This window comes from Xanthomonas boreopolis (assembly GCF_046529185.1).
GTDB lineage: Bacteria > Pseudomonadota > Gammaproteobacteria > Xanthomonadales > Xanthomonadaceae > Pseudomonas_S > Pseudomonas_S boreopolis.
In genome coordinates this window covers 847,875-863,258 of record NZ_CP097162.1, presented here as the reverse complement: position 1 = coordinate 863,258, position 15,384 = coordinate 847,875, and the positions used below count along the sequence as shown (strand labels likewise).

Genomic DNA, 15,384 nt, shown 5'->3' with positions numbered 1-15,384 from the left:
GGCCAGGCGTCCACGAAAACGGCGACCGCATGGTCGCCGTTTTCATTGGACGGCATTCGCGCCGGAGCGCCGTGCATGGCAGGGATTCCAGTCCCGAGGGGGCCTGCCGCAAGCGCCGGGCCCAAGCCCCCGCAAGAAGTCCCCTCGCTGAAGACCGCCGGCTGCACCGGCGGCAGACGACTCCATGGGCACGAGGCCTGTCCCGTGCCGGGTCTCACGCGGCCTGCAGCTCTCCGAGCACTCGCGCCACCCCGTCACGCCAGTCCGGCAACACGACGCCGAACGTCTCCACCAACGACGTCGTATCCAGGCAGGAATAGGCCGGACGGCGTGCCGGGGTCGGGTATTCCGCCGTGGCGATTGCCGCGACCTTCGGTGCGCGTGCGATCAATCCGCGGGCCCGGGCCTGGTCGAAGATGGCCTCGGCGAACCCATGCCAGCTGGTCTGCCCGGTCGCGGTGAGATGGTAGGTTCCCCAAGCCCCTCGCGGCTGTCGCAGCGCCTGGACCGTGACGTCGGCGATCAACGCCGCCGGGGTCGGCGTGCCGACCTGGTCGGCCACCACGCGCAGCTCGTCGCGCTCGGCCCCGACCCGCAGCATCGTGCGCAGGAAGTTGTGGCCGTGCGAGGCATAGACCCAGGCGGTACGGAAGATCATATGGTCGGCGCCCGCCGCGCGGATCGCCTGCTCGCCCGCCAGCTTGCTCTCGCCGTACACGCCCAAGGGCGCGGTCGCATCGCCCGGCAAGTAAGGGCGCTTGCCCTGGCCGTCGAACACGTAGTCCGTGGAGTAGTGCACCAGCGGCACACCGCGAGCGGCGCACCAGCGGGCGATGACCCCGGGGGCTTCCGCATTGGCGCGGAACGCAGCCTCGCGGTCGCCCTCGGCCTTGTCCACGGCCGTGTAGGCGGCAGCGTTGACGACCCGGTCCGGACGATGACCATCGAGCACGGCCGCCAAGGACTCCGGCTGGTCGAAGTCCGCACGCACGCAGGCGGTGCCGTCCGGAAGGATACCGCTGCGCGTGGTCGCCACGACTTCATGGCCGGCCAAAGCGCGCAGCAACTCCTGGCCGACCTGGCCATTGCCGCCGAACACCAGCACTCTCATCGGGTCTCCTTCTGTGGCGCGTACACCGGCAGCCGGTCTTCGGCGATCTGCTCCAGGAACGGCGCGTTGGCATCCTTCGCCGACAGCACCGGGTCGGAGACCGGCCAGTCCACCGCGATGCCCGCGTCGTTCCAGCGCACGCCGGCATCGGCCTCCTTCACGTAGACGTCGGTGCACAGGTAGCTGAACACCGCGCGCTCGGAAAGCACCGCAAACCCGTGCGCGAAACCTTCCGGAATCCAGAACTGGCGCCGGTTCTCCGCGCTCAGCACCACCGCTTCCCAGCGTCCGAACGTAGGCGACCCGCGACGGATATCCACCGCCACGTCAAAGACCTCCCCCTCGAGCACGGAGACCAGCTTGCCCTGCGGACGCGGCCACTGGTAGTGCAGGCCGCGCAGCACGCCGCGCACGGACGTGGAGACGTTGCTCTGCACGAACCGGGTCGGCAGGCCGTGCTGGCCGAAGCGTTCCGCATTCCAGGTCTCGAAGAACACGCCGCGTTCGTCGCCGAACACCGCCGGCTCGATCACCACGCAGCCCGGCAGGGACGTTTCGATGATCTTCAATGGACCACTCCTCGCTTGGCCAGCTCGTGCAGGTATTTGCCGTAGCCGTTCTTCAACAACGGCGCGGCCAGCGCCTCGAGCTGGGCCGCATCGATCCAGCCCTGGGCGAAGGCGATCTCCTCGGGGCAGCACACCTGCAGGCCCTGGCGCGCCTGGATCGTCTCGATGAAGTTGGCCGCCTCGTGCATCGACTGGTGGGTGCCGGTGTCGAGCCATGCATAGCCGCGCCCGAGCGCCTCCAGGTGCAGCGAGCCGTCTTCCAGGTAACGTCGATTGAGGTCGGTGATCTCCAGCTCGCCGCGCGGCGACGGCTTGAGTTCGGCGGCGTAATCCGCGGCGCGGCCGTCGTAGAAGTACAGTCCGGTCACGGCGTAGTGCGAACGCGGCTGCGCCGGCTTCTCCTCCAACCCGATCACCTTGCCGTTGGCGTCGAACTCGGCCACGCCATAGCGCTCGGGGTCGTTGACCCAGTAGCCGAATACGGTCGCGCCGTGCTGGCGCGCATCGGCGCGCTTGAGCGTCTCGGTCAGGCCATGTCCGTGGAAGATGTTGTCGCCCAGCACCAGGCAGCTGGGCTTGCCGTCCACGAACTCGCGCCCGATCAGGTACGCCTGCGCCAGGCCGTCCGGGCTCGGCTGCACCGCATAGCGGATGTCCATGCCCCATTGCGAGCCGTCGCCCAGCAGGTTCCGGAACAACGCCTGCTCGTGCGGCGTATTGATGATCAGCACTTCCCGGATGCCGGCGAGCATCAACACGCTGAGCGGGTAGTAGATCATCGGCTTGTCGTAGACCGGCAGCAGTTGCTTGCTGACGCCCTTGGTGATCGGGTACAGGCGCGTGCCGGAGCCGCCGGCGAGGATGATGCCTCTACGTTGTGTCATCGTTGTTTTCCTTTTGGAACCCGCACATGGATGTGCGGGCTCTTGCGAGGGACTCGCATTTAGGCCGCGGTGCCGATGCGTTCCAGCCGGTAGCTGCCGTCGAGGACCCCCTTCACCCAGTCCTGGTTGTCCAGGTACCAGTCCACGGTGAAGGCGATGCCTTGTTCGAAGGTGTGCTTCGGCTCCCAGCCCAGTTCGTTCTTCAGCTTGGAGGCATCGATCGCGTAGCGCCGGTCGTGGCCGGGGCGATCGGCGACGAAGGTGATCTGGCTGGCGCGCGGCCGTCCGTCGGCGCGCGGGCGACGCTCGTCCAGCAGCGCGCAGATCGCCTGCACGACCTCGATGTTCTGGCGCTCGGAGTTGCCGCCGACGTTGTAGGTCTCGCCCACCCGCCCCTTGGCCAGCACCGTGCGGATCGCCTCGCAGTGATCGGCGACGAACAGCCAGTCGCGCACCTGCTTGCCGTCGCCGTAGACCGGCAGCGGTTCGCCGGCCAGCGCCTTGGCGATCACCAGCGGGATCAGCTTTTCCGGGAAATGGTAGGGACCGTAGTTGTTGGAGCAATTGGTGGTCAGCGTCGGCAGGCCGTAGGTGTGGTGGAACGCCCGCACCAGGTGGTCGGAAGCCGCCTTGGAAGCCGAATACGGCGAGTTCGGCGCATACGGCGTGGTCTCGGTGAACTTGCCGGTCTCGCCCAGCGTGCCGTAGACCTCGTCGGTGGAGACGTGGAGGAAGCGGAACGCCTCCCTCGCCTCGCCCTGCAATCCCTTCCAGTAATCGCGCACCGACTCCAGCAGGCCCAGCGTACCGACCACGTTGGTCTGCACGAAGGCGGCCGGGCCATCGATCGAGCGGTCCACGTGGCTCTCCGCGGCGAAGTTCAGCACCGCATCCGGCCGGTGCTCGGCCAGCAGGCGTGCCACCAGGGCACGGTCGCCGATGTCGCCCTGGACGAAGACGTGGTCGGGATTCCCTTCGAGCGATGCCAGCGTATTCAGGTTACCGGCATAGGTCAGCGCATCCAGGTTGACCACCCGGTGCCCCAGCGCCACGGCCTGGAGGACGAAATTACCGCCGATGAAACCGGCACCGCCGGTCACGAGCCAAGTTGCCAACGCACATCTCCTGTCTTGTCGCCTGCAGGGGCAGGCCTCGGTCCAAACACTCAGTTTAGCCGGCTACATCGAGCAAAGGACCAATGAAGCCGGAACGACCCCCAATCAATCCATACGCCATCGCATGGTAAGCCTTCCCCCGCTAGAATGCGGGACTGCCCCGCGCCAGCCGCCGCGGCCGGGCCTTCCCGCAACAGCTGAAGGATCTCGTACAAGATGAAAATCCTCGTCGCCTACAAGCGCGTGGTGGACTACAACGTCCGCATCCAGGTGAAGCCGGACGGTTCCGGCGTGGTCACGGACGGCGTCAAGTTGTCGGCCAATCCGTTCGACGAAATCGCGCTCGAAGAGGCCCTGCGCCTGCGCGACAAGGGCCTGGCCAGCGAGGTCGTGGTCGCCACGATCGCCCCGGCCGACGCCGCCGCGCACCTGCGCAATGGCCTGGCGATGGGCGCGAACCGCGCCATCCACGTGGTCGCCGACGCCCCGATCCAGCCGCTGACCGCCGCCAGGACCTTGCTCAAGCTGGTCGAGAAGGAGCAGCCGCAGTTGGTCATCCTGGGCAAGCAGGCGATCGACGACGACGCCAACCAGACCGGCCAGATGCTGGCCACGCTGTGGGGCCGCCCGCAGGCGACCTTCGCCAGCAAGCTCGAGATCGCCGGCGACAAGGCCACCGTGACCCGCGAGGTGGACGCCGGCCTGGAAACGCTGGAAGTGGACCTGCCGGCCGTGGTCACCACCGACCTGCGCCTGAACGAGCCGCGCTTCATCAAGCTGCCGGACATCATGAAGGCCAAGAGCAAGCCGCTGGAAACGATCGCCTTCGCCGACCTCGGCGTGGAGACCAACGACAGCCTGAAGACCACGCACTACGCCGCCCCGGCCAAGCGCAGCCGCGGCGTGATGGTCAAGGACGCTGCCGAGCTGGTGGCCGCACTCAAGCAGAAGGGGCTCTTGTGATCGTCCCCGATCAAGAGCCCGGCCATCCGTGGCCGGACTTTCCAATGCCGAAGCCCTTGTGCCCTACATTTTAAGGACGTTCCGATGTCTAAGATCCTGGTAGTCGCCGAACACCTCCATGGCCAGCTCAATGGCGCAACGGCCAAGACCGTCAGCGCCGCGCAGGCGATCGATGGCGCAGCCGTCGACATCGTCGTGCTGGCCGCCGACCCGAATGCAATCGCCGCCCAGGCCGCCGGGATCGCCGGCGTGTCGAAGGTGCTGGCCATCGCCAACCCCGCCAACGAGCATGCGATCGCGCAAACGCTGGCGCCGCAGATCGTCGAGATCGCCAGGGCCGGTGGCTATAGCCACGTGTTCGGCCCGTCCACGACCTTCGGCAAGGACTTGATGCCGGCGGTGGCTGCCCTGCTCGGCGTCAACCAGGTCTCCGACCTGATGGCCGTCGAGGGCAGCCACACCTTCAAGCGCCCGATCTACGCAGGCAATGCCATCATCACCGTGGAGGCACCGGCCGACCAGGTCGTCGTGGCCACCGTGCGTACCGCGTCATGGCCGGAAGCCGCCCAGGGCGGCAACGCGCCGGTCGAAACGGCGAACGTCTCCGCCGCCCTGCCCGGCCACACCCGCTTCGTCGGCCTGGCCGCCGGCAAGTCCGACCGCCCGGACCTGCAGAGCGCCAAGCGCGTCGTCTCCGGCGGCCGCGGCGTCGGCTCGGCCGAGAACTTCCAGATCATCTACCAGCTCGCCGACAAGCTCGGTGCCGCGGTCGGCGCCTCGCGCGCGGCGGTGGACGCCGGCTACGTCCCGAACGAACTGCAGGTAGGCCAGACCGGCAAGATCATCGCGCCCGAACTGTACGTCGCGATCGGCATCAGCGGTGCGATCCAGCACCTGACCGGCATCAAGGACGCCGGCACGATCGTGGCGATCAACAAGGACGCCGATGCGCCGATCTTCGAGATCGCGGATATCGGGTTGGTAGGGGACCTGTTCAAGCTGCTGCCGGAGCTGGAAGCGGCACTGTAAGGGCAGGCGGGCCGCGCCTTGGCATCGGTCCGGGGCGCGGCGATTCCGCGCACACTGGGGGCGCACTGCTTTTGCCAGTGCGAGCGGACTCCTGTAGCCTCTGCCGACCGGGGGGACGCCCGGGACGGGGATGCAGCGCGCGTTCTTCTCAGGTTTGGAACTTGCCAGGACGGCCGTCCAGGCAGCTATTGGATCATTTCTGCTTGCATGATTATTGGTTCCGGGCTGATTGCACGTGCATTCGCGCCTCGATTCGGCAACGAACGGGACGTACTGCTGTTTGCCTCCGGCGTTTCGAACTCCCAGGAGCGCGATCCCGCCGCATTCATGCGCGAAAGGCAGTTGCTGCAGGAGGCCATCTCGCAGCGCCGCCCCCGCCTGGTGTACTTCGGAAGCTGCAATGTCGCCAATTCGGCGCAAACCAGTCCGTACTTCGAGCATAAGCGCCAGATGGAGCAGTTGGTCATGGGAAGCAGCGGCGGACTCGTCCTGCGCTTGCCCCAGGTCGTCGGCCGAACGGCGAACCCGCATACGCTTACCAACTTTCTCCGCGATCGCATTCTCGCGGGCGAACGATTCACGGTATGGCGGAATGCACAGCGCAACCTGATCGACATCGACGACGTCGTCGCCATCGCCACGGAATTGATCAATAGCCCGACGTCGCAAGCTATTCCCATCGCGTCGCCGCACACTTTGACGATGCCCGAGATCATTGCGCTGTTCGAGCAGGTGCTGGGAAAAAAAGCGCTCTTCGATCTGGAGGACCGCGGGGATGCCATGCAGATCGACGCGAGGGAAGCCCTTTCCATCGCTCATCGGCTCGAGCTCGACCTCGGCCCCGACTACCCCCGATCATTGATCGAAAAATATTACGGAGCCTCCCATGACTCTTGAGGTTTCAGTCGTCATCCCGGTCTATGGCAGTGCCACCATCCTTCCCAGGCTCGCTGCGCGCCTCGAATCCGCCTTGGACAGCTCGGTCGGCCAAGGCGGTTACGAGGTCGTACTGGTGCACGACCACGGCCCGGACAATTCCTGGCAAGTGATTTCCGATCTGGCCGCTACCCGCTCCTGGCTGCGCGGATTGGACTTGCGCAGGAACGCCGGCCAACACAACGCCATCATGGCAGGATTGAGCGTGGCGCGCGGGCGCTTCATCGTCACCATGGACGACGACTTGCAGCACGACCCGGACGACATCCCGCGCATCCTGAGTGCGCTTCGGAGTGCCGACCTGTGCTACGTGCAATTCGAGTCGCGTCAGCATGCCCTCTGGAAGCGTGCCGGCAGCGCTTTCAACGATCTTGTCGCCAGCCGCCTGTTGAAAAAGCCTCGCGGCCTGTATCTCTCTCCATTCCGGGGTTTCCGCGCCGAAATCCGGGACGAGGCCAGCCGCTACAACGGTCCCTTTGTCTATCTGGACGGATTGCTGCTCCAGAGCACCGACAACATCGTCACCATTCAGGCGCAACACCATGCCCGCAGCGATGGCAAGTCCGGCTATAGCCTGAAGAAATCGATCTCGCTGTGGTTGCAGATGGCCACCAGCTTTTCCATCGTCCCGCTGCGATTTGTTTCATTGGCGGGCATGGCTGCTTCTCTTGTCGCTTTCCTGCTTGCGGTGGTCGTGTTCTGGCAGAAGCTGCATACGCCCCAGATGGCGGTCGGGTGGCCATCGCTAATCATCACCATCCTGTTCATGGGAGGGCTGCAATTGCTGGCACTGGGAGCGATCGGCGAGTACACGGGCCGCATCCTGTTGAACATCAACAATCGTCCCCAGTACGTCATCGGAAGGACCGCCAACTTGGACGACCAGGGCCAGGTCGATCGCGGCTGATCCACTGCACGGCGGATTCAGGCCTTCCCCATCCGGTGTCCCAGGTACAAATAGGCCAGGCGCCTCGCATGCGCCATCAGGCGCGCTTTCAGGTTGCCTAGGCGCAGCGTCATGGCCGGGATGAGATCGGGATCGGCCAGCGCCAACGTCTTGTGGAAACCGATGGCCTGTCGCGCCTGGTCGTTCACCAACCGCACGCTCCATTGCCCCGCATTGATGCGGAAGCTCGCCAGACTCTCGCGCAGTGCGACCATATCCCCCTGCAGCATGATCGCCGAGTAACTCGCCTGGTCGATCAAGTAAGGATATGTATTGTCCCACCCTCCCGCTTTCACCAGCAGTTCCCGGCGAAACAGCACGCAGCCCGGCTCACCGAACAGATTGGTGCCCGCCCGCACCGAAGCGCGTACGGCGTCGCGGCCACTGACCAGTCCGCGCAACGACCCCAGCCCGCGCGCGGCGATCACCACCTTGCCGTATGCATCCACCAGATCGCGCTGGCAGGCCACCAGTACCGCCGTTGGGTGGGCATCCAATGCCGCGACTTGGCGACTAAGGGCATTCGGTGCGATCAGGTCGTCTCCGCAGACCAGCTTCAGCAGCTCGCCACGTGCAGCCATGCTCACGCGATCCCAGTTCGCCTTGGCACCGCCACCGGCTGGCGTAGGACTGAGCACGCGCACCTTCGGGTGATCCGCATAGCCAGCCAGCAGCTCCTCGGTACCGTCATTGGAGGAATGGTCCGCCACGACCAACTCGAAGTCGTCGTAGTCCTGCGCCAGGATCGAATCCAGCGTTTGCGCGAGGTACTCGACGTTCCTGTACGCGGGTACGACAACCGAAACCCGGGGACTCATTCCTTGTTCTCTCCAGTGGGCGGCTCCGGTGCGCGCCGGAACGAAAAATACTTGTGGCCGACATAGTTGAAGACCACCACCAGGACGGTGATGGCGACCTGGGTCGGAATGGCGGGCAGGCCCAGCACATCGGCCAGCAGAGCCAGCGCTCCCATATTCAACAATAGGCTACCGATATTGACGCTTGTGAAGCGCAGGAAGTCGCGCCAGCCATTGCCGGTAACCCGGAACACCAGCCGCCGGTATACGAAAAACACCAGCACCAGCGACGTTATCCAGGCGATGCCCAGGCTGACCACCGAGGGCACCCCCGGCCCCAACAACAGCACCAAAGCGGCGAACAAGGCGGTGCTGAAAGCAGTGTTGGCACCACCGACCAGCAGGAACAGGATCCGCTGATCCTTGATCAGTCGCTGCAACGGACCCGGCGGGCTTTGGGCGAACGCCAACGGCTTTTTGTCCTCATCAGCCATCTTCAAGGCGTCTCGCAGCTAACGGAGAAGCCGGTAAGCAGTACGCCCAATTCGCGACCGTCCCTATTGCCGGGATGGTCTCGGCTAGGAATGCTAACAGGGGTTACATCCAGCTCGACATGGTCGTTGCCAAGGCGAGCACGCACGGATTGGCCCGGCTCGACCGTAAGCATACTGTCCTCGTGGTTCTTCGCGACGACCCGCACCTGCCGCTTCGGTTGGTTTTCCGGCACATACAGGTCCGCAAAATAAGCGCAGGAACAGGGCGGAAGCGTCAGTAACGCCCTTCCGCTACTCCATCGCACATTGCCTTCGGACTGATGCCAACCTTGGTTGTATTCAATGGCACGCGTAGAGCAAGTGGCGATTGCACCGCCCGAGTAGAGTGCCAGTTGGCGGTTGCGCATGACCTCGACGCCCTTCCTGGCATGATCCAGAGGCGACTGCAGCAGGCTAGCCGCTGACTCGTCCGGAACCGACCGGAGGAGCGCCTCGTTCATGGCAGCAAAGATCGCCGCACGATAAGGACTCGCCCTCCACTCGTTACCGTAGGTGAGCAGCTGCGCGATCACTACACCTGCTAACAGCCCGCATGTCAGAACTTTCCAGGTCGGGGTAGCGGATTTGTGGACCGCCTGCAGTTCGCGTCCGGCCAACCAAATCACGCCCACCAGGCCCAACATCAGGTCCATGTAGTAGCGGGAGGCCATGACAGCAGGCGGGCCATCGGCGCCGCGCGCAAGGGTGACAGACACCGCCACTAACCCGCCATACAGCACCAGTGCCACCGGAAGCCGAGAACCCGGAGCACCGCGTCGTAACCATGCGAAAAGGGCCAGTACAGCCACTATTAGCACGACGCCACCGATCACCGCGATCATCGGCATTGGCAGCTTACCCATCAGCACTGCCTGTGGGTAGCCGACGGCCGAACCCATCGCGTAGAACGGCAATACCAGGGCACTCGGGCCGTGGTTGAAACCATTCCTGGTGGAGGCATCTGTGACCGAGCCGCCAAGCAGGTAGGCGACCATCGACAGCAGGATGGCCACGCTGGGCAGAACGCCTGTCCAACGGCCTTCGGCACGCCAATGCGGCAGGAACGAAAACACCTGCACCGTCAGCACAGCACAGACGAAGGCATAGTTCCAGCCCATGCCAAAGACCAGCACCACCACGGGCGCGGCCAGCGTAAGCCCTATCACCCAAAGCGCAGGGTAACGCGAGCGTCCCGAAAGCAAATGCGCGTGACCAAAGAAAAAGAATACGAAGACTAGATTCTTCGTCCACAATGGCAGGCCCAGGTCTAGCGTCAACAGTTCATAACCTGCCCAACTGAAGCACAGTGCAGATATTATCGTCGCGACCACGATCTCCAGGACCGGCCGGCGAACACCTGGCTGCCTGCGCATGTCGGCCATCCACGCCATACCCAGGATAATCGCAACGAGGGCAATTACCGCACCGGTAAGACGATTAGCCAGTAACACATCCAGATCGAAGAGGCTAACATTCGCCCACAAAAACAACTGATTCACGAATCCGCGATGCGAAGACCCACCCCAGAATTCAAACGTGGATAAATGCCCGGCTTGCCACTGATCCAATTGAAACAGCAGCCGCAACGAATCCATATACAGCGCATTCGGGTGCGCGCGATTGACGAACACCTGATGAATGGCCGCGAATATCATCGCGATCACCACTACCACTGCGGTGCTGCGATCGCGCAATTTTAGCGAACTGATAGCTGTAGCCTCGCGCATACGTTTACGTTGTCCCGCCGCTCTCCTTGCCCAGGTCATGTCCATGTCCCGCGGGCCTCAACGAGGCGGACAGGACGCGCCATAGCGCATCGCGCGAATACTCCTGCTCGATGAAAGCCCGCTCGGCTGCCGATATCTTCCGCCATAGCGCGTCATCACGCAGCAACGCAATGATGTGCGCGGCCATCGCAGCCGGCTCATCGGATATCGGCATAAAAGCGCCTGCACCCGCCAAGCCCTGCATGCCCACTGAAGTGGTAACGCACGGCACGCCGTGGCGAAAAGCTTCAAGCACTTTGCCCTTCACGCCACCACCGAATCGCAAAGGCGCGACCGCGACTCGAGCATGCGCGTAATACGCCTCAAGACGCGCATCGCTGACATAGCCCGTTACTTCAATGCGCCCCGATGCGAGGGCTTGCACCTCCGGGCGAGGATTCGAGCCAACCAGGCTCACCCGCACATCGGGGACTTCGCGTTCGACCAGTGGCAGCACCTCGTTGACGAACCACTTTGCCGCATCGACGTTGGGTGCATGCGCGAATCCTGCTACGAACAGAATATCCTTCCGCCCCTGCGGAGTGGGAAGCGCATCCTTTAACTCGAAGGCATACAGCGGAATAGTCTCGACCCGACTAGTGGCCGTCGGAGCGTGCGCGGCCAACCAGCTACGCACATGCTCGGTCTCATCAGCAGAAGGATAAAGCACCACATCGGCCTGCTGCCACAGCGTGTGTTCGAGATCGCGATAGCGGTCAGTCTCCTGCGCAAGTTCGCTATCCGGCTGCAGCACCAGCTGCTGCTGCATGCGCAAATGGTGGATGTCGTGACCGTAGTAAACCAAGGTGGCAGTACTGTGCCGGCGGACGCTGGCTACGAGTTCGGCCGAAATGTGCGGCCGGTTAAGGATCACCGCCTCCAGGTAGCGGCCATGCTCGGCCATCCAATTTTCGAATCCGGCCGCGCCCACGCATTCGGAGCCGTGCATAACCTCGATGCCCATACGCTGTAGCGGCGATGCGTACTCCGCATCGTAGTAGGCATTGGCTGGCCAGAAGGTGACCTGGCAACCTTCCTGCACGAGCGTCTGCAGAACCTGGCAGGTCGCACGCGATCCAGCGTCGCGGTCCGGCTGGGGGATGTAATGATCGACAACAAGGACATGGCGCTTCCCGCGGGATCGATCGCGGGCCAGGAATACGTGCTCGCCATTGGCGAACTGTGCCTCCCGCAAGGTTTCCTGCCAGCGCTCGAGGAACTTGTCCCTGTTGATCGCCTGCCAGGCTTTCACCCCACTGCCCTCGTCGGTGCCGCTGGACACCCCTTCGTAATGCACCACCACCGAGGCCGGCTGCATGTAGACCTTCAAGCCACGAGCACGCACGCGGAAGGCTATATCGGTATCCTCGTAATAGGCTGGTGCGAAATGCTCATCGAACCCACCCAGCTCACGGAACAAATCCGTCGGCAGCATGATCGATGCGCCGGACACATAGTCCACCTCCTTCAGATAGCCGTACGCCGGGCGCGACGGATCATCGAGGCGCCCGAAGTTCCAGGCACTTCCGTCCGACCAAACGATGCCTCCAGCCTCCTGCAGCCGCCCGTCAGGATAAACCAGCTTGGAACCGACCAAACCGGCATCCGGACGCGACTGGAATACATCCACGAGAGCATCGAGCCACCCCGGGCGCACCTCGGTATCGTTGTTGAGCAAACAAATGTAGCGCCCCTTGGCGAGGACCAACGCCTGATTGCAGGAACGCAGGAAGCCGAGGTTCTTGGAATTGGCGTGATAACGCAGTCCGGGAATCTTCGCCAACGCATCGATTCTTGCGTCTCCGGATGCATCTTCCAGCACCAGCACCTCGAACGGCACTTTCGCGCCAACCCGCGCGATGGAGGCCACGCAGGCCAAGCTCTGCTCGTAGTTGCCGTAAGTGGGGATGACGATGCTCACCACGGGTTCGAGGACGTCGTAAAAACGCACGTTCTCAATGACCCTCTGCGGATCGCGCCTGGCCTCTTCCAGCAACAGGCCATCCAAAGGCGCCACCGTCGACTCGTCGTGGCGAAGCAGCACGCGCTTGGCCATAGGCGCGATCGGCCTGAGCAGGGGGTGCCGCGCCAGGCCGGACGCGCGCAAGGACTGCAGCACCACGCGCCACTCCCCGCGCAAGACACGGCCGGCGAAGCGCAGCGGCTTTGTGACGTGCCAAGAACGCGAGCCGATCAACGAGCCAGTGAGGTCCTGCAACGATTGCAGTTCCGCGCGATAGGAAGCCAGTAGCGCCGAAACCCCGTTTGCATCATCTTCGACGGCAGCATCGGAGTTCGACGGATAGGGAACGCCAGACCTCTGCATCAGCTGCTCGATCTGGTAGTGGCGTTGCTGCAACTCGGCGCGCGCAGCGTCCGTGAGGCTGGACATGGCCTTCATCTGCGCTTGCAGGCGGGTACGCACTTCCCAGACCTCGGCCAGTGCCGATTCGAGTCGAGCGGCCCGCGCCTGCTCCCCCGCGAGTTGCTGCTGCAGCCGCTCGGCATCGGACCGTAGAATATTTTCCTGTTGCCGTGCTTCTTCCAGTTGCCTGTGCAGTTCCGCCACGATGCCTTGCTCGCGTGCCACATGGCCGCGTAGAGCACCGATCTCGGAATCCTGCGCCTGCGCCCATCGCGCAACTTCGTGGTGATGGGCGTACAAGTCTTCGGATTCCGCATACAGGACCGACGCCGGCAACCGCGGCAACAGCGATGCATCGGCAGCCGCGACAACCACGAAGTAAACCGCGTCGGGGATCGCCGCGGTTCGCTCCTCAACGGCGCCTTCAACGGTATCGGTCAACGCCTGGTAAACAGGCTGCGCGGCACTGCCGTCGAGCGAGGTTATCGTGGAACAAACCGACATGCGGTGGCCGTACAGGCGCGACGCAGGGAAATGGCGCGAGACCAACGCATGGAGCTCGTCCTGGTACAACTCTTTGACGTGGAACTCGTTGTGATATCCCGCGCGGTCGGAGTAGACCTCCTTGTTCGGAGACGACATCACGAGGATGCCATCGGCACGCAGCACCCGGCGGATCTCGGCCATCATCTCTTCCTGCTCAAGCAGGTGCTCGATGGTCTCGAAGGAGACCACCACATCCACACTGTCGTCGGCCAACGGGATGGCCGCAGCCGAACCTTGCAGGTATTTCAGATTGCCGATGCCCGCATAGCGCGCCGCAGCATGCTCGACAGCTTCCTGGGATATATCCACGCCGCGCACCGAGCGAGCACGGGAAGCCAGCATCGCGCTGCCGTAGCCTTCCCCGCTTGCGACATCCAGGACATCCCGGCCTTGCACCAAGGACAGGCACCACGCATAACGATGCAAGTGCTCCTGGCGGATCACGCCATGCTCGGTGGGCACGAATCGTTCACCCGTGAACTCGATCATCAGGATTCCTTCGAGACATCGATGGCCAGCATCGGCAAGCCAACCAGGCCGAACCGCATGGTTTCGTCGATCGCCCGGAATTCCAGGGCGTCATGGACCCAGTGCTGCTGGGTGTGGTCGTGTTGGTCGCCGGAGGCGACCGCCGCATCGATCATGTATGAACCGGAGGGCATGATCGGCATGCGGAACAGGAAGGACGCGACCACGGTTTCGCCTGCCGCGCCCGACACCGGGTCGTCCTTGTAGGCGAAGTAACTGTTGTCGCCGAACAGACGTTGGCCAAGCCGGTCCTTCACATAAAAGCCGACAATCAGTCTGTCCAGCGGCTGGAGCAGGGCGACCCGTATTCTCAGCCTTACCAGCTCGCCCCCTTCCAGCAGAGCCAACGCCGCTCCTTCCTCATCGGTCAGGGCCACGTCGACGATGCGCGCCCCTTGAGCGCCGAACTCCTGGCCGACGTTTTCCGGATCGAACTGGAAGATGGAAATGCGATTCTGTACGCCAGCCTCCCGCAGCGCCGGCTGCCGGAAGTCCGGCGCATCCCCGATGGCCTGGCGTCTCTTCTTCGTGATCAGCACGTTCTCGCCGCTCGCTTCGCGGCGTCCGACCACGTGTTGCTCGGCCATGTAGGCCTCGATGACTTCCTGCGAACCGGCGCACATGCGCATCCGGCCGTTCTGCAGCCATACGGCGTACTCGCACAGGTTGGTGACCGCTGCGGCATCGTGGCTGACGAACAGCAAGGTGCCGTTCTTCTGGAACTCGCGCAGGAAGCGCATGCACTTCTGCGAGAAGAAGGCATCCCCGACCGCGAGCGCCTCGTCGATGATCAGGATGTCGGCGTCGACATGGGCGATCACCGCGAACGCAAGGCGCACCGACATGCCGCTGGAGTAGCTGCGCACCGGCTGGTCGATGAACTCCCCTATGTCGGCGAAGGCGAGGATGCTGTCCAGGCGCTGTTCGATCTGTTCGCGGCTCAGGCCGAGAATGGTCGCGTTGAGGAATACGTTCTCTCGCCCGGTGAACTCCGGATTGAAGCCGCTTCCCAGTTCCAGCAGCGCCGCAACCCGCCCCTTGACCGAGATGCTGCCTTCGGTCGGATTGAGCGTGCCGGCGATCATCTGCAGCAGGGTGGACTTGCCCGAGCCGTTGCGGCCGACTATGCCGACGGTCTGGCCGCGACGGACCGAAAAGCTGACATCGCGCAGCGCCCAGAAGTCCTTGTAGAAGGATTTGCGCTTGCCGGCCAATGCCTGCCAAAGACGATGGGAGGGCCGCTCGTACATGTGATAAGCCTTGCCCGCCCCACGTACGTCTATCACCACCTCGGTA

General features: G+C 63.8%; 13 protein-coding genes. 4 read left to right on the top strand and 9 right to left on the bottom strand.

What is annotated here, in order from left to right; translation table 11 throughout:
• Positions 1-214 precede the first annotated feature (214 nt).
• From rfbD to rfbB, 4 genes are read right to left on the bottom strand one after another with little or no spacing between them, the layout of a single operon-like run.
• Positions 215-1,111, bottom strand: coding sequence for a dTDP-4-dehydrorhamnose reductase (gene rfbD, locus M3M27_RS03930; RefSeq protein ID WP_434027223.1), 897 nt, complete (start codon positions 1,109-1,111; stop codon positions 215-217).
• Positions 1,108-1,680, bottom strand: a complete 573-nt coding sequence (gene rfbC, locus M3M27_RS03925; protein ID WP_434027222.1) for a dTDP-4-dehydrorhamnose 3,5-epimerase — start codon at positions 1,678-1,680, stop codon at positions 1,108-1,110. Before rfbC ends, rfbD begins: the two co-directional genes overlap by 4 nt.
• Positions 1,677-2,564, bottom strand: a complete 888-nt coding sequence (rfbA, locus tag M3M27_RS03920; protein WP_434027221.1) for a glucose-1-phosphate thymidylyltransferase RfbA — start codon at positions 2,562-2,564, stop codon at positions 1,677-1,679. The genes rfbC and rfbA overlap by 4 nt, the downstream gene beginning before the upstream one ends.
• A 59-nt stretch (positions 2,565-2,623) precedes the next feature.
• Complete coding sequence (gene rfbB / locus M3M27_RS03915; protein WP_434027220.1) at positions 2,624-3,679, bottom strand: dTDP-glucose 4,6-dehydratase; 1,056 nt, start codon at positions 3,677-3,679, stop codon at positions 2,624-2,626.
• A gap of 216 nt (positions 3,680-3,895) precedes the next feature.
• Here rfbB and M3M27_RS03910 point away from each other — a divergent pair, with 216 nt between their 5' ends.
• The 4 genes from M3M27_RS03910 (at position 3,896) to M3M27_RS03895 (ending at position 7,514) form a co-directional block, all read left to right on the top strand.
• The gene (locus tag M3M27_RS03910) at positions 3,896-4,642 is read left to right on the top strand and encodes an electron transfer flavoprotein subunit beta/FixA family protein (RefSeq protein WP_434027219.1); all 747 of its coding nucleotides are present in this window, start codon (positions 3,896-3,898) and stop codon (positions 4,640-4,642) included.
• A gap of 84 nt (positions 4,643-4,726) precedes the next feature.
• The gene (locus tag M3M27_RS03905) at positions 4,727-5,671 is read left to right on the top strand and encodes an electron transfer flavoprotein subunit alpha/FixB family protein (RefSeq protein ID WP_434027218.1); all 945 of its coding nucleotides are present in this window, start codon (positions 4,727-4,729) and stop codon (positions 5,669-5,671) included.
• A gap of 207 nt (positions 5,672-5,878) precedes the next feature.
• Positions 5,879-6,568: an NAD-dependent epimerase/dehydratase family protein gene (locus M3M27_RS03900; RefSeq protein ID WP_434027217.1), complete on the top strand. Its 690-nt coding sequence runs from the start codon at positions 5,879-5,881 to the stop codon at positions 6,566-6,568.
• Entirely contained in the window at positions 6,558-7,514 is a 957-nt protein-coding gene (locus M3M27_RS03895) for a glycosyltransferase (protein ID WP_434027216.1), read from the top strand. Before M3M27_RS03900 ends, M3M27_RS03895 begins: the two co-directional genes overlap by 11 nt.
• A gap of 17 nt (positions 7,515-7,531) precedes the next feature.
• Here the strand turns inward: M3M27_RS03895 and M3M27_RS03890 are convergent, their stop codons facing one another.
• From M3M27_RS03890 to M3M27_RS03870, 5 genes are read right to left on the bottom strand one after another with little or no spacing between them, the layout of a single operon-like run.
• A complete protein-coding gene (locus M3M27_RS03890) occupies positions 7,532-8,371 on the bottom strand; it encodes a glycosyltransferase family 2 protein (protein ID WP_434027215.1) in 840 nt (279 codons plus the stop codon).
• The gene (locus M3M27_RS03885; RefSeq protein ID WP_434027950.1) at positions 8,368-8,844 is read right to left on the bottom strand and encodes a GtrA family protein; all 477 of its coding nucleotides are present in this window, start codon (positions 8,842-8,844) and stop codon (positions 8,368-8,370) included. The genes M3M27_RS03890 and M3M27_RS03885 overlap by 4 nt, the downstream gene beginning before the upstream one ends.
• A 2-nt stretch (positions 8,845-8,846) precedes the next feature.
• On the bottom strand, positions 8,847-10,655 hold the full coding sequence (locus tag M3M27_RS03880) for a hypothetical protein (protein WP_434027214.1): 1,809 nt from the start codon (positions 10,653-10,655) through the stop codon (positions 8,847-8,849).
• Positions 10,615-14,049 (bottom strand): glycosyltransferase, encoded by a 3,435-nt coding sequence (locus tag M3M27_RS03875; protein WP_434027213.1) that lies wholly within the window; start codon positions 14,047-14,049, stop codon positions 10,615-10,617. The genes M3M27_RS03880 and M3M27_RS03875 overlap by 41 nt, the downstream gene beginning before the upstream one ends.
• A complete protein-coding gene (locus M3M27_RS03870) occupies positions 14,049-15,338 on the bottom strand; it encodes an ABC transporter ATP-binding protein (protein WP_434027212.1) in 1,290 nt (429 codons plus the stop codon). The genes M3M27_RS03875 and M3M27_RS03870 overlap by 1 nt, the downstream gene beginning before the upstream one ends.
• Positions 15,339-15,384 lie beyond the last annotated feature (46 nt).